9 protein-coding genes are annotated in these 18041 nt (G+C 39.9%); 6 read left to right on the top strand and 3 right to left on the bottom strand.

Features of this window, described 5'->3' with window-relative positions:
• The first annotated feature begins 64 nt into the window (after positions 1–64).
• The 6 genes from OHT75_RS14410 to OHT75_RS14385 all read left to right on the top strand — a co-directional run bounded on the left by OHT75_RS14410 (position 65) and on the right by OHT75_RS14385 (position 11671).
• Positions 65–1336 carry a YeaH/YhbH family protein gene (locus OHT75_RS14410; protein WP_264727854.1) on the top strand — a complete coding sequence of 424 codons (1272 nt, stop codon included), beginning with the start codon at positions 65–67 and terminating at the stop codon, positions 1334–1336.
• 8 nt (positions 1337–1344) lie between these two features.
• Positions 1345–2901, top strand: a complete 1557-nt coding sequence (locus tag OHT75_RS14405) for a SpoVR family protein (RefSeq protein ID WP_264727851.1) — start codon at positions 1345–1347, stop codon at positions 2899–2901.
• A 455-nt stretch (positions 2902–3356) separates the two neighbouring features.
• Positions 3357–4424 (top strand): efflux RND transporter periplasmic adaptor subunit, encoded by a 1068-nt coding sequence (locus OHT75_RS14400; protein WP_264727848.1) that lies wholly within the window; start codon positions 3357–3359, stop codon positions 4422–4424.
• Between the two features lie 12 nt (positions 4425–4436).
• Positions 4437–7688, top strand: a complete 3252-nt coding sequence (locus tag OHT75_RS14395; RefSeq protein WP_264727846.1) for an efflux RND transporter permease subunit — start codon at positions 4437–4439, stop codon at positions 7686–7688.
• Positions 7685–10750 carry an efflux RND transporter permease subunit gene (locus OHT75_RS14390; protein WP_264727844.1) on the top strand — a complete coding sequence of 1022 codons (3066 nt, stop codon included), beginning with the start codon at positions 7685–7687 and terminating at the stop codon, positions 10748–10750. The genes OHT75_RS14395 and OHT75_RS14390 overlap by 4 nt, the downstream gene beginning before the upstream one ends.
• Before the next feature lie 30 nt (positions 10751–10780).
• Positions 10781–11671 (top strand): MBL fold metallo-hydrolase, encoded by an 891-nt coding sequence (locus tag OHT75_RS14385; protein WP_264727842.1) that lies wholly within the window; start codon positions 10781–10783, stop codon positions 11669–11671.
• Between the two features lie 340 nt (positions 11672–12011).
• Here OHT75_RS14385 and OHT75_RS14380 read toward each other — a convergent pair whose 3' ends face one another.
• From OHT75_RS14380 to OHT75_RS14370, 3 genes are all read right to left on the bottom strand, one after another.
• Positions 12012–13130 (bottom strand): AI-2E family transporter, encoded by a 1119-nt coding sequence (locus OHT75_RS14380; protein ID WP_264727840.1) that lies wholly within the window; start codon positions 13128–13130, stop codon positions 12012–12014.
• Positions 13131–13623: 493 nt separating this feature from the next.
• Positions 13624–14310, bottom strand: a complete 687-nt coding sequence (locus tag OHT75_RS14375) for a pseudouridine synthase (protein ID WP_264727838.1) — start codon at positions 14308–14310, stop codon at positions 13624–13626.
• 54 nt (positions 14311–14364) lie between these two features.
• Positions 14365–17784, bottom strand: a complete 3420-nt coding sequence (locus OHT75_RS14370; protein ID WP_264727836.1) for an EAL domain-containing protein — start codon at positions 17782–17784, stop codon at positions 14365–14367.
• Positions 17785–18041: the final 257 nt, after the last annotated feature.

The raw sequence follows: 18041 nt of genomic DNA, 5'->3' as shown, positions 1-18041 counted from the left end.
CCAACAAAGGCTTTACTCTGCGGTATAAAGGCGTAAAGCCTGCATTCAGGCTTGGGAGGTTCGTATGGCTAATTTTATAGATAGACGGTTGAATGCTAAGGGAAAAAGCACCGTTAATCGTCAACGATTTATCGAAAGATATAAAAAGCAAATTAAAAAGGCTGTCAGTGATGCTGTCACCAGGCGAAGCGTTACTGATGTTGATAAAGGCGAGAAAATCAGTATCCCAACAAGGGATATCAGTGAGCCCCTTTTCAGGCAAGGTAAAGGGGGGCATCGTGAGATGGTTCACCCTGGTAATGATAAGTTTAACCGAGGTGACAAAATTGATCGCCCTCAAGGTGGACAAGGTAATGGCGGTTCTGGCAAAGGAGATGCCTCTGACTCGGGGGAAGGAAATGAAGACTTTGTATTTCAAATATCAAAAGATGAATACCTTGAATTATTATTTGAAGATTTAGAGTTACCCAATTTACAAAAAAATCGCTTGAACAAGTTGGTTGAATACCAGACCTATCGGGCGGGTTTTACCAACGATGGTGTACCGGCCAACATTAATATTGTCCGTTCGTTGCGCTCTTCTTTAGCCAGAAGAATCGCGATGTGCGGCAGCAAGAAAAAACTGCTGAAAGAAATTGAGCAAGAACTGTTTGAATTAGAAAATACGCCTGGTTCAAAAGCTGAACTTATCATTGATTTAAAAGCACAAATTGAATTACTCAAAAAGCAAATTGCTAAAGTGCCTTTTATAGATACATTTGATTTGCGCTATAACAACTATTCAAAAAAAGAAAAACCTTCTAGCCAAGCTGTCATGTTTTGTTTAATGGATGTGTCTGGTTCTATGGATCAAGCCACTAAAGACATGGCGAAACGATTTTATATTTTGTTATACCTGTTTTTAACCCGCACGTATAAAAATTTAGAAGTGGTATACATACGTCATCACACGCAAGCCAAAGAAGTTGATGAGCATGAGTTTTTCTATTCACAAGAAACTGGCGGCACCATAGTATCAAGTGCGTTAAAACTAATGCATGAAATCCAGCAGGCACGCTATCCTGCAAATGAATGGAATATTTATGCGGCGCAGGCATCAGATGGGGATAATTGGTCGGATGATTCACCTGTATGTAAAACCCTATTAACTCAACACATATTGCCGTTAGTTAGGTACTTTAGCTATATCGAAATCACTCACAGGGCGCATCAGTCACTGTGGCAAGAATATGAACAATTACAACAAAGCTTTGACAATATGGCGGTGCAGCATATCAAGCAAGTTGATGATATTTACCCAGTATTTAGAGAACTCTTTAAAAAACAAGCTGTTTAGGAGGCACTATGGATAAATCTACCCGTTCGCCTTTAAGTGATGGCCCCGAATGGACTTTCGACTTGCTGCAAGCCTATCTCGATGAAATTGAAAAGGCAGCTAAATTTTTTAACATTGATGCATACCCCAATCAAATTGAAATCATTACCGCTGAACAAATGATGGATGCTTATGCAGGCATAGGCATGCCTATTGGTTACACACATTGGTCTTTTGGGAAACGATTTATCGAGACTGAACAAGGCTACAAACGCGGCCAGATGGGACTAGCATATGAAATTGTGATCAATTCAGATCCCTGTATTGCCTACCTTATGGAAGAAAATACCATAACGATGCAAGCATTAGTGATGGCTCACGCCAGCTTTGGTCACAATAGCTTTTTTAAAAATAATTACCTGTTCAAAACCTGGACCGATGCCAGCTCTATCATTGATTATTTGGTATTTGCTAAAAATTATATCCATGAATGCGAACTCAAGTATGGCGTTGATCAAGTCGAGCTCACCATTGACTCATGCCACGCATTGATGAATTACGGTGTTGATAGATACAAGCGCCCTTCTGAAATATCCTATAGCGAAGAAAAAGCAAGACAAAAAGACCGCGAAGCATACCTACAAAGTCAGGTTAATGATTTATGGCGCACCGTGCCCACCAGCAATCAGGAGCATGTTGAAACCAAACGAAAACAATTTCCATCTGAGCCACAAGAAAATATTCTCTATTTTTTAGAAAAAAACGCCCCACTACTTGAACCTTGGCAACGTGAAATTGTCCGTATTGTTAGGAAAATGGCCCAATATTTTTACCCGCAAAAACAGACACAAGTAATGAACGAAGGTTGGGCCACTTTTTGGCATTACACCATTCTCAATCATTTATACGACAGCGGCAAAGTGACGGACAGATTTATGCTTGAATTCTTACAAAGTCACACAGCGGTGGTCGCACAACCAGCGTACAACAGCCCATATTACAATGGAATAAATCCTTACGCTCTAGGTTTTAGTATGTTTGTCGACATCAGACGCATATGCGAAAACCCAACCGACGAAGACAAATATTGGTTCCCAGATATTGCTGGCAGTGATTGGTTGTCTACAGTGCATTTTGCAATGAAAAACTTTAAAGACGAGAGCTTTATTAGCCAGTACCTGTCACCAAAAGTGATTCGAGACTTCAAACTATTTGGCATTTTAGATGACGATAAACGTTCATTTATTCATGTTTCCGCTATCCATGATGAAACTGGTTATCAAGAAATTCGCAATATGTTATCGCAACAATACAATTTATCTAATATTGAACCGAATATTCAGGTGCAAAATGTACAGGTCAATGGCGATAGATCACTCACCTTACGTTATACGCCGCAAAATAATATTCCGCTGTCGGATAATGTAAGTGAAGTTTTAAAGCATTTACATCGTTTATGGGGCTTTAAAGTGAGCTTAGAACAAATCGACGCGAATGAAAATATCAGCGTATTAGCAACCTGCCCTGAAATGAAACCCTCATCAGACCCAGTAACATCCTCTAGTTATACCCACGTCACTATCTAACTATCTCATGTCCCCCCAGAGACTACTGAGTCTCTTGGGGGATAAGATTTAGCCTGTAGATCTTCAAGGTTTTATTTTCAGCCAATGGTTGATCATTCGTACAAAGCTGATACTCCGTAATGTACTCATCCTAAATAATCGATAACGCAGTAAAAATGGTTAAGAAATACAACCGGAGATATTCAGATAAAAAACATGTTAGTCATTATGACTAATTTGTTATTTTTTTCACTACAAAATACCCCCTTACGATCTTCAAAAATAAATCCCCCTCCATAAAACACTGTAAATAAACAACAAACCCTATTGGCACACTCCCTGCATTGCACACCACAATAAATCAACATTTGTTACAAAAGTCAGCGTGACGAAGCCGTTAAACGGCGTAGGCTTATAGCAGCTCAAACGGTTTCATTCGTAACGTAGAACAGCATAATTATTTAAGGCAGGTTCCAATGGACAGGATTCAATCAGTAAAAAAATTTATTATCCCTTTTTGTTGTTTAGTGATGCTAGCGGGATGTAATGGAGAAGAAGAGCAAACAAAAGAAGAAGACAAATTTGCTGTTCCCGTTGAAACCACATTAGTGGCTTTGGGCAATGTATCCTCTTTCTATAGCACAACCGCAACCCTAGAAGCGCCTCAAGAAGCCCACGTGATGACGCGAATTTCTGGATTAATTGAAAACATTAATGTTGAAGAAGGTGATCGCGTTACCACAGGACAAGTACTCGCCGTTATCGATGCAAAACGTCAGCAATACGACTTCAATCGCTCACAGGCTGAAGTACAAATTATCGAGCAAGAATTAAATCGCTTACGCAAGATGACAAACAAAGAGTTTATTAGCCAGGACACAATGGCTAAACTCGAATTTAACCTACAAGCAGCCATTGCAAAGCGCGATTTGGCTGAACTGCAAGTCAAAGAAAGCCGTATCGTCTCGCCTATCAACGGTATCGTAGCAAAAAGGCATGTTAAGCAAGGCAACATGGTGCGTGAATTTGACGAATTATTCTATGTTGTTAACCAAGACGAACTCCACGGCATCGTGCATTTACCTGAGCAACAGCTTCCTAGCCTTCGCTTAGGCCAACATGCAAGCGTCCGTCAAAATCAACATGATACAAATATGGTCGATGCCACTGTACTAAGGATCAGCCCGATTGTGGATGCCCAGAGTGGCACCTTTAAAGTCACATTAGCGGTACCGAATAAAAATGCCCAATTAAAAGCAGGTATGTTTACTCGGGTCGAAATTAAATATGACACCCATGATGATGTGATAACCGTGCCATATAACGCGCTAATCAATCAGGATGATACTCAAGCTATATATGTTATCAAAGACGCGATTGCACAACGTCGAGTCGTCAGTCTAGGTTATCGTCAAGATAATACCGTTGAGGTGATATCAGGCGTTGCTTTAGGTGAGCAAATCGTCATCCGTGGCCAACAGAACTTAAAGGATCAATCTCTTGTAGAAGTGATTCAGCCTCTAAATGTTGCGGCTATTAAATAACGGAGCGATTTTATGTCAATCATTAACACTTCTGTTAATCGCCCTGTGTCGGTTTGGATGCTTATGCTTGCGGTCATGCTATTCGGTATGGTCGGATTTAGCCGACTTGCAGTAATGTTGCTGCCGGATTTAAGCTACCCAAGTGTCACCATCCGCACCGCTTATGATGGAGCAGCGCCCGTTGAAATTGAGCAATTGGTATCAAAGCCTATTGAAGAAGCCGTTGGCGTTGTTAAGGGGCTAAGAAAAATTAGCTCTATCTCTCGTTCAGGCATGTCTGATGTGGTGCTTGAATTTGAATGGGGCAGCAATATGGATATGGCAAGCCTCGAAGTACGAGAAAAACTCGACACCATTGAACTACCACTTGATATAAATAAGCCGCTTTTGTTGAGATTTAACCCCAATCTTGATCCTATTATGCGTTTAGCATTTTCAGTACCAGATGCGACGGAAAGTAACCTTAAGCAAATGCGGACATTTGCTGAAGAAGAACTGAAACGCCGCTTAGAAGCACTTTCAGGTGTTGCAGCGGTCAGGTTATCGGGAGGGCTTGAACAAGAGGTACATATTCTGTTGAATCAGCAAAAACTGGCACAACTTAACCTCAATGCGGATGATATAAAACAGCGGATCAATCAAGAGAACATTAACCTTTCTGCCGGTAAAGTGATTCAAAGTGACAAAGAGTATTTAGTCAGAACATTGAATCAATTTAATTCACTGGAAGAGTTAGGTAATGTGATTGTTTTTCGTGATGGGCAAACTTTAGTGCGTTTAAGTGAAGTGGCACAAATCAGTGACGCATATAAAGAACGTACTGATATTACGCGCATTGGCTCGGTTGAGTCTATCGAACTCGCGATTTATAAAGAAGGCGATGCGAACACGGTTACCGTAGCAAAAAAATTGCAAGCAGAGTTAGAAAAAATCAATAAAGCAGATGAGAATAAACAGCTCAATATTATTTATGATCAATCTGAATTTATTGAAAGTGCTGTAAATGAGGTCACATCGTCTGCGCTCATTGGCAGTATTTTGGCCATGTTAGTCATTTACCTATTCTTACGAAATATTGTGGCGACATTAATTATTTCCATCTCAATCCCCTTTTCTGTGATTGCCACATTTAACATGATGTACTTTGCCGATATCAGTCTCAATATTATGTCATTGGGCGGAATTGCATTAGCCATCGGGTTGTTGGTAGATAATGCTATTGTTGTACTTGAGAATATAGACAGATATCAATCTCAGGGATTAAGTAAGATGGACGCTGCTATTGCTGGTTGCCAAGAGGTTTCAGGTGCAATTGTGGCCTCAACCCTCACAACACTGGCGGTGTTTGTTCCTTTAGTCTTTGTTGATGGAATTGCAGGTGCACTGTTTGCCGATCAGGCACTGACCGTGACCTTTGCGTTACTGGCGTCTTTATTTGTCGCCTTAACAGCCATCCCCATGTTGGCGTCGCGTAAGGGGGTTAACAGTCTGCCGCCATCGACGCAAGATGAACCAGCAGTTAAGCCAACAACTCGATTGGCAAAATGGCGGTTTTACACTCTAGCTGTGATTAGTTGGCCCTTTAAATTACTGTTCCGTTATATTCCTGCAGGTTTACTGACCTTTGGTATTGTGTTGGTTCGATTTGTAAGTTGGTTGATAGGCTTTGTAATGCGTCCTTTGGCTACAGCATTTAACTACGGTTATAACACCATTGCCAAAATGTACGACCACTTGCTGATCCATGTGCTCAAGCATCAAGTGCTGACCTTGTTTATCGCGCTAGGTATCACCCTTGGTGCGGGTAGTTTGTTACCTAAATTGGGGATGGAATTGATCCCACCGATGAATCAAGGCGAGTTTTATGTTGAACTGCTCTTGCCACCAGGCACAGAAGTCAGCGAGACGGACAAAGTGCTTCAACAATTGGCTCTGACAATCACTGACAACCCTGACGTAAAGCATACCTTCAGCCAAGCTGGCAGTGGTGGTCTTATGACCTCTGACACAGCAAGAGGCGGAGAGAATTGGGGCAGACTTCAGGTCGTGCTTGCCGATGCTAGCGCATTTGAATCTGTGGCATCCATATTACGACAAACCGCGAAACGGATCCCTGAATTAGATGCGAAGATAGAGCAACCTGAGTTATTCAGTTTTAAAACACCATTAGAAATTGAATTATCTGGCTACGATTTAGCTCAATTAAAAAGCAGTGCAGATAAGTTGGTTGATGCACTGGGTCAATCGGCACGATTTACAGATTTGAATACTAGCTTACGTGATGGCCAGCCTGAGATCAGTATTCAATTTGATCATCAAAGACTGGCCGCTCTAGGTATGGATGCACCCACGGTTGCAGCACGTATCGCACAGCGTGTCGGCGGCACGGTTGCGAGTCAATATACGGTTCGAGATCGAAAAGTAGATATTTTAGTTCGAAGTGAATTATCAGAGCGCGATCAAATATCTGATATTGATTCGCTGATCATCAATCCAAATAGTTCACAACCCATTCCGTTGAGTGCTGTGGCAGACATTCAATTACAAGTTGGCCCCTCTGCAATTAACCGCATAAGCCAGCAACGCGTTGCAATTGTCTCTGCCAACCTTGGCTTTGGTGACTTAAGTGATGCGGTCGCGGAAGCCAAATTGATATTGGATAAGCAGCAGTTATCCTCATCAATTCAAACCAACTTTGGTGGTCAAAATGAAGAAATGGAACATTCATTTAACTCATTAAAAATAGCCTTAGTGTTAGCCATATTTCTTGTTTATTTAGTGATGGCGAGTCAGTTTGAATCACTACTGCACCCATTACTGATTTTAATCGCCATTCCTATGGCGGTTGCCGGCAGTATTCTTGGCTTATTTTTAACCAACACTCACCTAAGTGTTGTGGTATTTATTGGTTTAATTATGTTGGCGGGTATTGTCGTTAACAATGCCATTGTATTGGTCGATAGAATTAATCAATTACGTGTTGATGGTATGGATAAAATAACTGCCATTGAACAAGCTACCAAGTCACGTTTACGCCCTATTCTAATGACCACAATGACCACGGCATTAGGTTTATTACCTATGGCGATAGGTATGGGTGATGGGAGTGAAGTTAGAGCACCAATGGCGATTACCGTTATTTTTGGTTTGCTACTATCAACCCTACTCACTTTACTGGTTATTCCATGTTTATACAGTCTATTTGATCGCAAAACTTACGCAGCCCCTGCCGAACTGACAAGCGCTACCGAGGTGAGAGTATGAATATCACCAAGTTGGCGTTAAAACGCCCCGTGACCACCAGCATGTTTTTTGTTGCCATCATGTTGTTTGGTATGGCGGCTAGCAGAATGTTACCACTGGAGATGTTTCCTGGAATTGATATTCCACAAATCATGGTTCAGGTGCCCTACAAAGGCTCTAGTCCTGCAGAAGTTGAGCGAGACATCACCAAAGTACTAGAAGAAGCGCTTGCCACCATTGGTGGCATTGAAGAATTGCATTCAGATTCCACTCAAGATGGCGCCTTTATTCAACTAAATCTTAAATGGGGAGAAAAAGTTGCCACTAAAAGCTTAGAAGCCCGCGAAAAAATTGACTCGGTAAGGCATTTATTACCTAAAGATGTAGAGCGGGTCATTATTCAGCAGTTTTCAACGGCAGATATGCCGGTACTGACTATTCGGATATCAAGTGAAAAAGAGCTCTCAAATGCCTTTGATTTGCTTGATAAACAATTACGTAAGCCATTGGAGCGTGTTGATGGCGTATCCAAGGTGACATTGTACGGTGTAGAACAAAAACAAATTGATATTCGTATTGATGCCGACAAATTAATCGCCAGTGGAATCAGTAATCAAATATTACAGAGCCGTTTGCTCGAACAAAACTTTGTCATTAATGCTGGCACCTTAAAAAGTGATGGCAATGTGTATCAAGTCTCGCCAAAAGGCGAATTTACCAACCTTGATGACATCAATAACTTAGTGCTTATCCCAGGAATTACCCTTGGTGATATTGCTAAAATTAATTTTGCCCTACCAGAAAAAATTGAAGGGCGCCATTTAGACCAAAAATATGCTGTAGGATTGGATGTCTTTAAAGAGTCAGGTGCCAACTTAGTTGAAGTGTCTGATCGTGTGATGAAAGTCATCGAACAGACAAAGCAAGATAAACAATTCAATGGCATTAAGCTGTTTATCATGGAAGATCAAGCTTTTGGTGTGAAATCATCACTACAAGATTTACTGCTATCAGGTGTGATTGGTGCCCTGCTTTCATTTGGTGTGTTGTATTTATTCTTGCGCAATTTGAAAATGACCTTAGTGGTGGTGTCATCTGTCCCGATTTCACTTTGCATGACATTGGCAGGAATGTATTTTCTGGGTTACAGCTTAAATATCTTATCCATGATGGGGCTATTATTGGCCGTCGGTATGTTGATTGATAATGCCGTTGTCGTAACAGAGAGTGTGTTGCAGGAAAAACAAGCGGGTCATATTGACGATATCACACAACCTAAGGCTAACCGAACAGCTGTATTAGTAGGCGTCGATAAAGTCTCGCTTGCCGTGTTAGCCGGCACACTTACTACTGCGATTGTGTTTTTACCGAATATTTTTGGTGTTAAGGTTCAGCTGACTATCTTCCTTGAGCATGTGGCTATCGCCATTTGTATCTCACTAGCGGCATCATTATTAGTTGCTAAAACACTCATTCCGCTGATGTTAAATACATTTCACTTTGATATTGACCTGAATGAAAAACAAGGAAAATTAGCCGCATTTTATCACAATAGCTTAACCTGGGTATTGGCAAGACCAAAACGTTCAGCTGTGATTTCAGTGCTGATTTTGGCCTCAACGGCTTTGCCTTTATCTATGGTGCAACAAGACCAAGGTGACGGTGAAGGCAATGATCGCCTTTACATAAATTATCAATTAGAAGGCCGACATGCCCTACGAGTGACTGAAGCCTTGGTGTCTGAAATGGAAGCTTATTTATACGCCAACAAGGATAAGTTTCACATCGATGCAGTTTATAGTTATTACGCTCCGCACGATGCACAATCAACCATCATTTTGCAAAAAGATTTAGACATCGACATGAAGGAACTCAAGAAAAATATCCGTGAAGGATTTCCTAAGTTCTCGATTGCGACTCCACAATTTGGTTGGGGTAATGATCAAAATGGTGTCAGAGTGACGTTAACGGGCCGCTCCACATCTGAGCTTATCCGTTTAAGTAATCAAGTTGTACCTTTATTAAACGGTATTGATGGCCTTGTCGATGTTCGTTCAGAAGTAAATAGTGCACAGCAAGAAGTGGTCGTGATAGTTGACCGAGAAATGGCTGCCAGACTCGACGTTAAGCTGAACGAAGTTGCATCCAGTATTGCCTTGGCACTTAGAGGCATACCTTTAAGATCCTTTAGACATGACCCGTCAGGCGAATTAAGAATTGAACTCGCCTACGATAAATCATGGCAATATTCATTGGAACGCTTAAAGCAGCTGCCCATTTTGCGCAAAGACGATCGAGTTTATACCTTAGATAGCTTAGCGCAAATTAACATAGTGCCTCGTTTTGACAGCATCAAACATTACAATCGACAAACCGCATTATCGATAGGCGCAAATTTAGATGACATAACAACCGAAGAAGCTCAAAAGCAGATTACTCGGGTTATGGATTCAGTTAATTTTCCCTATGGCTACAACTATTCATTGCGTGGAGGTTTTGAACGTCAGGACGAAGACCAATCTATCATGGCTGTTAATATGTTATTGGCTATCGTCATGATTTATATCGTTATGGCCGCTTTATTTGAGTCATTATTATTACCCACGGCGATTATTACCTCAATTTTGTTTTCCATCACAGGGGTATTTTGGGGATTATGGATAACAGCAACACCCATGTCGGTTATGTCGATGATAGGGATCCTTATTCTCATGGGGATCGTAGTCAATAATGGCATTGTGTTGGTCGACCAAATTAATCAAATGACCCCTGCGCTAGATAAGTTGTCAGACACCATTATCAATGTATGTATTACACGATTACGTCCGGTGTTGATGACAGTGGCGACAACGGTATTAGGATTAGTGCCATTAGCAATGGGAGACACCCAAATAGGTGGAGGAGGCCCGCCCTATTCGCCCATGGCAATCGCCATTATTGGTGGGTTGACCTTCTCCACTGTAACAAGCTTATATTTAGTGCCATTGTGCTATCAAGGGTTGTATATATTGCGCCATAACGCTGCAATTAGGTTAGGTCTTGCTGACAAATATGCCAAAAAGCTGCTACCTTGGACTGTGTAGTTAAATTGGAAATTAATTTTAGGATAAGTCATGTCATTTACTACTTTAACGTATAAAAATAAACGATTTAAAAAAATATCAACATGCGCGTTTATTGCGGCAATGTCGCTGGCTGGACAAAGTGTCGCTAATGACAAGTTCAAAGATGTCAAAATCACCTCTACTCAACTGACGGGTTCAACCTACATGTTTGTCGGTTCTGGCGGCAATATCGGTGTATCAGCGGGATCTGATGGTTTACTGATTATTGATGATCAATTTGCGCCGCTGGCTGACAAAATCACTGCGTCATTGAATAACATTCAACCAGGAACGCCCAAATATATAGTCAATACCCATTACCATGGTGATCATACAGGAGGTAATGCTCACTTTGGTCAAAAGGGCACCATAGTCGCCCACCATAATGTATTAAAACGTTTATCATCAGACAGCAACACGCCATCCTCTGCTTTACCTGTTATTACATTCTCGGATCATATATCGATTCATTTTAACCAAGACACACTAGATGTGTTTCACCTAGGTCCAGGTCATACCGATGGTGACAGTGTAGTGCGTTGGGAAAAGGCCAATGTGATTCACATGGGCGATCTGTTCTTTAAAGACAGATTTCCCTATATCGATTTAAATGGTGGTGGTTCAGTAGTGGGTTATCGCGATAATGTCGCCTCTGTCATCGCAAAAATCGATAAGAACACACAAATCATTCCTGGTCATGGTGACTTGGCTAATAAAGATGATTTACTAAAATTCAAACATATGTTGGATGACAGCATTAATTGGATGAGAGCAAAAAAGGCCCATGGTCATAGCTTAGAAGACATAAAAAAAATGGGTGTACCTGAAGAATATAAAACTTGGAGCTGGGCATTTATCAATCAAGATAAATGGATTGAAACCCTTTACCAAGGTTTATAATAACCATGGTACTTAATTAACTTCAGCTGTGGATAATAAACGCTTACCAAACCCTTTGTCTTGCTAACGGTGTTTCATTAACGTGCAATAGGCTCACTATTGACGTGTTAATGCGCTGATATTCAAAACAAATGTCAAGTTTGCGACAAAATAAGCTCAATCTGTTGAATTGTGCTTATTGAGCCCATCTCTTCACCTGAGTTGAGATTAATTACTGGTAAGTAAAAAGGCCAATTATGAAATTGGCCTTTTTATTTTAAAGCGTCATTTATTAAACCGTTAAATTACGCATTGCTTTAAAGCGCGAAACAAGAATACAGAGTGGATGCATCAGCTTAGATTAACCTTGAGTTTCAAGTTTATCTTTGCTTTCTTCTACTACAGGCGCTTCAGTTATTTCAATCACTAACCATGCAGAGAATAGCTTATAGCTTAATGCTAACACCACTGCGCCAACGAATAATCCCACTATTCCTGAAAGTAACATACCACCAATTGCGCCTAGCAGAATAACCAGCATGGGGATATCAACTCCCCGGCCCATTAACATTGGCTTCAAAAACGTATCACTGCTACCAACGACAATACTCCAAATCATAAATATTGTCGCAACGGTCGAGCTTTCTACTGTATACACATACGCAATAATTGGACCTAATACTATTATTGCGGGTAATTGAACTATCGCTAAAATCAACACTAACAACATCCAAATCCCAGTGCCTGGAACGCCAACCAGCCCCATACCAATACCGGCTAATATGCATTGAATAAAGGCCACGCCAATAACACCTTGCACCACACTGCGCACTGTAGCGACGGCAAGTGAGCCAAATTCATTACCATGACTTCCAGCTAATTTTACGGCTATTTTATAAAACATTTGCCCAGAACCATCGGCATGCTTCATAAATACACCAGCAATAATGATAGAAATGATGAATTGCAGAATGGTTAATCCAAAGCTACCAATTGCTGAAGCTGCGGATGCAGAAAAACTGGTTATGAGCTCTTTATTTTCTTGGATAACATCCTGTAAATCTACCGATAAATGCAACCAAAATGCATGCAGCTTTTTACCAACAACGGGCAACTCTGCCACCGAATCTTTTGGCACAGGGATCACAAATGTTCCCTCTTTTATGTCAGATACAAAATCTGTTGTACCAGAGACTAATGCTTCAGAAAATAACACACTTGGGGTAATCAATAGTGACAATGCTAACAAGGTAACGATCAGACTGGATTTACCCACCGATATTTTCAGCTTATTGGCCAACACCATTACAATAGGATAAAGCGCAATTGCAATAATCCCCCCCCATAAAATGGGCATTAAAAAAGGTTTAATAATTTGAAAACACCAAATTACCATCACAAATACCAGGGCAACTTTAATAGCTGCATCAATTACCGCCTGGGTAAAAGCTCCTGATGCAAAATCATTTTTTGAATTCATCTATCAATCCTTTGGTTAATTTTAGAGTGAGTTAAATCTTTAATAATATTAAAACAGTATAGGTAAATCATTTACGTTTGTTCAAAAATGCCCTGCATACAATATGGCAAAAATCATCATAGTCACCACGCCCGATAAACTTAATCCATAGGCCACTAGCATGGATGCCCCTGAATGCAGTACCTCTAAAGAAGGTAGCACTTTGACTTATTTTTAGGTCTACTTTAAAAAGCACATTTATTCAGCGTTTTTTCAGAACAAGGCCCACATTTTCATTGTCATTAGCAGCTCAGCTTGTGGTTCAATAATCGCTTTACCTCACCTATTCTTGACGTTTATGGAAATGGAAACCATCATGCTTACGAGCTATCACTAAATAATCATTAAAAATCAATTTATTGTGAACAGAAGATGTTAAATACTATAATCAGGCGTTTTGCGGCTTATGATTATTTTTAGTCATTGCATTCATGATTTATGATTAACACAATCGTTAACTAAATGACATCACTTCAGCGTGGGTTAATAAGCGCCATTGTCCTTCAGGGATATCTAACATCACATTTCCAATTTGTTCACGGTGCAATTTATTGACCCTATTGCCTACCGCAAAAAACATTCTTTTGACTTGATGATAGCGTCCTTCATAGATGGTCAACTTCACTTCATAGTCATTAATAATGTCTACTTTTGCAGCCAATGTGGGCTTGGTTTCGCCTTGTAATAACAAGCCTTGCTGAATTTTACTTACCGCTTCATCATTAATAGGCTTGGCTAATATCACTCGATACACTTTCGGGCAGTCACTCTGTGGTCGGGTAATATTGAAGGACCAACGTCCATCATCGGTAATTAATACCAATCCTGTTGTATCAGCATCTAGGCGCCCGACTATGTGTAACTCATCTTTATTTTTAATTTCTAACGCCGTCAGTAATGACGGATAATGTCCGTCATTATTAGCACTCAATGTGTTAGCCATCTTATGCATTAGCATGTACCGAAAAGGTCTAGGTACAAGTAATACGCCACAATGTTCAATCTTGTTATCTTCGTGTACCTGACAATTTAATCGTGTTTCCATCGCACCATTAACGAAAACATTGCCTTTCGTAATTTGTGTTACTACTTCAGATTTTGTTAATTGGGTACTTTTTAAAACAAATTTATCGAGCCGCATGGGGTCCACTATTTTCTAGATGAGGGGTTAAAGCATTAAATGGATAATTTAGTACTATTGTCCGTCTTGAACCAGATTGGTTTCAGCTGATAAAAGTGCTAATGCGGCATCTTGCGCCATTGGCTTCCCATGGTAATAACCTTGGGTTCTAGCAACCCCAATCTGTTGCAATGCCTCATATTGCGAGACCGTTTCGACACCTTCTGCTGTCACGCCAATTCCTAGCCTATTAGCAAGTAACACGATACTTTCAACGATCGCTTGATCTTTTTCGTTATCCATTAATCGGCTAATAAAACTTCTGTCGATTTTGATGTTATGGATCGGAAAACGATGTAAATAACTCAAAGAAGAATACCCAGTACCAAAGTCATCTAAATGAATATTAATACCGAGTCCGTCAAGCTGATGTAAAATCTTCAATGTCACTTCTGGATCATTGATTAATACACTTTCGGTTATTTCAATATTTAAACAATTTGCGGGAAATGCATGTTTCTCTAGAATATTATTAATTTTGTCAACGACATGGTAAGTCGACAATAATTCACTTGAGGCATTACAGCTAATGGATAAATCATCCCTATTGAACGATATACGCCATTCAACAATTTGCTCGATTGCTTTATCTATCACAAAATAATCAATTTCTGCTATTCGCCCAATGTCTTCAGCCATGCGTAAAAAGGCATCGGGCTCTATCAAGCCTTCGGTTGGATGGAACCAACGAACAAGTGCCTCGAAACCAGCAATCTGCCCATTTTGGGCATTAATAATTGGCTGAAAAAATGCGACAAGGTGTTTATCATCCAACGCTTGACTCAATTCATTGCGCAGCCTTAACTGTGCCTTAGCCACTTTATGCATATCTGCATTAAATACCGCATAACATCCTCTACCATTTTGTTTTGCATGGTACATAGCGCTGTCAGCATCACGAAGATAATCCTGCGCTTCCATTAAGTTTTCATTGGCTAAAACGATACCGATACTAGCATTGGTAATAACAGACTCTTTTTTTAATATAAATGGCTCTGAAAGTGCGATGTTAATTCGCTGAGCCAAATCAATGGCCTGTTGATCATCGTTGATGTATTCCATTAATACACAAAATTCATCACCACCAAATCTGGCTAAAGTATCAGAATTACGAATAATCCGATTTAGTCTTTCTGAAAAATCAACGAGTAATTTATCGCCCTCTAAATGCCCTAGACTATCGTTAACCAATTTAAAGCCATCAAGATCAAGGAATAGTAAAGCAAAATTGTACTTATGATTACGGTGGTATTGTTTGATTGCTTTTGTTAAAAACTCAATGAATAAAGTTCTGTTAGCTAGCTTTGTTAAAGGATCATGAAACGCTAATTGATTGAGCTTCACCTCAGCTTGTTTTCTTAAACTAATATCAATGCACTGTATGAAAATATAATCAGATAAACCATGCGCGTTTTTTTGCACAAATACATTTATATAACAATAAAGTTCGGTCCCATCCTTACACACTAATACGCGTTCTGTGTCGTAGGAAGCTGACTTAACATGCTGAATTATTTCTAATTCACCATCACCGCCACTGCGTTCATCAAGGGGTAGTAAATCAATATAATTTAACTGGCATATTTCATCTTGGGTGTAACCAAAGGTCTGGCACATTGTACTATTTGCTTGTTGTATTTGTCCGTCTAAACTGACTACTGCCATACTAATCGTAGAGTTTTCAAAAACATTGTTAAACAACCTCTGGCTTTCTATTTTTGCTTGCTCAGCTTTATATTGTGAGGTGATATCTTGCACCGTTCCCGAAAGCACTCGCCCATCTTCACTAGCCTGTCCAGTTGAATGCACATACTGTATACCTTGAGGCTTATTGACATCATTTAGCTTATGAACAAAATTAAACGCTTTTTCTTCGATGATAAAACACTGATAAACCGCGGTAATTTCATCAAGCCCACTGTTACTTAAACAATCAAATAAAAACGGTAAATTGAGTTCATCTTGCGGTAAATTTTCTAGTTGTAATAACAATATTAATTGCTTTGAAACCGTTAATTTGCGTGTGGTGGTGTCATATTGCCAGCTTCCCAAACGAGCAATGGCCTGAGCATTCGTTAAACTGTCTTGGCTTAATTGTATTTGCTGTAATTGTTGTTCTAATACCAAATTTGCATTAGCTAGCTGTTTATCTCGTTTAATCAAATTTTGATTCATCAGATTAAATGCTTGTGCTAAGCGTCCGAGCTCATCAGGACGAGTTTCATCAATATGTTCGGCTTTCAGGCCTTGTGTTAGGGCTAATGTGGCTTGATTAAGATGAGATAATGGTCGGGTAATTTTTTGTTTCATTACCACGAATAACACCAGTAATTCGATTACCAGCGCGATGAATCCGGAAATAAAAACGATTATCGCCGTATTTGAAGCCACACTGGTCACCACCGACTTGGGAATTACGCTAACATAATACCATCCTGGTCCATCTAATTTACTGACCATTAAATAAGCCCGCAAAGAAGGTAGCTCAATCATTTGCTGCTTATCATCAGCATTAATGACCGTTTGATAAATGGACTTTAAATCATCATCACCATTTTGATTGATGATAAAATTACCATCAAACTCTTTGAGCTGTTGCACATATTTTTGATGCGCAATTAATCTGCCATCTTGCCGAAAAATAAGGTTATAGCCGCCTTGAGGCGCTTGATTTAGGGTTCTTTTAAATAATTCATCCAATGACATGTCATTGCCAATGGTTGCAATATGCTGTTGCTGGTAATAAATGGGGGTTTCAATAGATACCATCCAAATATCGGCTTGTTTATCTCGGTAAACGCCAGTCCAAACAGTTTTTTTCTGCGGATTATTCTCTTCAATCGATATGGCAAAATATTCTTCAAGCCGAATATCGAAATCGGCCTCGAGACGGTAAGTAAAGTCTGCTATTGATGGCCAGTAAATAGCGGCAAAATTTTCAATACCAAATGCATAGGTATTAATGAACCGATTACGCCAACTTTTACCATAATCACTAACAAGTTGATGTAATAAACCAACGCGATATTTCAACTCATCGGTAATATCAACATTTTTGGCTACCCACACACCTGCGCCGTCGTCAGCATTGAATATTTCTGGATTGACACGAATACCTCCATCTTCTTGAACGACAAGCTGTTCATCAAAAAACGTCTGCTTTTGTGAGGCATTAGCGGGGTGATAGGCATCAAGAATCGCTTTTTTCAGCAGTTTGTGGTTATCCTCTGCCAAGGTAAACACTTGACTTTCCCTTGCGGCTCTTTCTTGGGTAAACGATTGAATTTCTGATAATTTAGTTGATTCCATGTTAGAAAAAATATGGAAATAACTGATTGTTGTAACCAAAGAGATAACAAACAAAATTCGAATGCCAACAGAAACCAGCGTATGACTGACAATGGACTGATTGAAATTTTTTGAAAAAATGCCCATTTATATTTCCTATAGCGATTCTTATAAAATCAATAAGATTTTTATTATAAATATGCCTCAAAATTAAAGCATTAACTAATCGTTATCGTTTAAATTATCTCAAGCCAATTTTTAATTGATAACAAGCACAAGGGGATCTTTCAAGGTTATATTTATTTTAAATGTCTATCATACAGCGCACAATGGTCAAGAAACGCTGTTGCGAGTGGTTAAATGCTTGTTTATGAATAAAGCGTTGCTGGGATAAATAGGCATCA

This window comes from Shewanella subflava (assembly GCF_025971955.1).
GTDB lineage: Bacteria > Pseudomonadota > Gammaproteobacteria > Enterobacterales > Shewanellaceae > Shewanella > Shewanella subflava.
Note: the sequence above shows the minus strand (reverse complement) of the source record. Positions and strands in the feature narration are given on the sequence as shown.

What these genes read in the sequence shown, in the direction of transcription:
- OHT75_RS14410 (WP_264727854.1), top strand. Translation starts at nt 65, where the DNA reads ATGGCTAATTTTATAGATAGACGGTTGAATGCTAAGGGAAAAAGCACC.
- OHT75_RS14405 (WP_264727851.1), top strand. Translation starts at nt 1,345, where the DNA reads ATGGATAAATCTACCCGTTCGCCTTTAAGTGATGGCCCCGAATGGACT.
- OHT75_RS14400 (WP_264727848.1), top strand. Translation starts at nt 3,357, where the DNA reads ATGGACAGGATTCAATCAGTAAAAAAATTTATTATCCCTTTTTGTTGT.
- OHT75_RS14395 (WP_264727846.1), top strand. Translation starts at nt 4,437, where the DNA reads ATGTCAATCATTAACACTTCTGTTAATCGCCCTGTGTCGGTTTGGATG.
- OHT75_RS14390 (WP_264727844.1), top strand. Translation starts at nt 7,685, where the DNA reads ATGAATATCACCAAGTTGGCGTTAAAACGCCCCGTGACCACCAGCATG.
- OHT75_RS14385 (WP_264727842.1), top strand. Translation starts at nt 10,781, where the DNA reads ATGTCATTTACTACTTTAACGTATAAAAATAAACGATTTAAAAAAATA.
- OHT75_RS14380 (WP_264727840.1), bottom strand. Translation starts at nt 13,130, where the DNA reads ATGAATTCAAAAAATGATTTTGCATCAGGAGCTTTTACCCAGGCGGTA.
- OHT75_RS14375 (WP_264727838.1), bottom strand. Translation starts at nt 14,310, where the DNA reads ATGCGGCTCGATAAATTTGTTTTAAAAAGTACCCAATTAACAAAATCT.
- OHT75_RS14370 (WP_264727836.1), bottom strand. Translation starts at nt 17,784, where the DNA reads ATGGGCATTTTTTCAAAAAATTTCAATCAGTCCATTGTCAGTCATACG.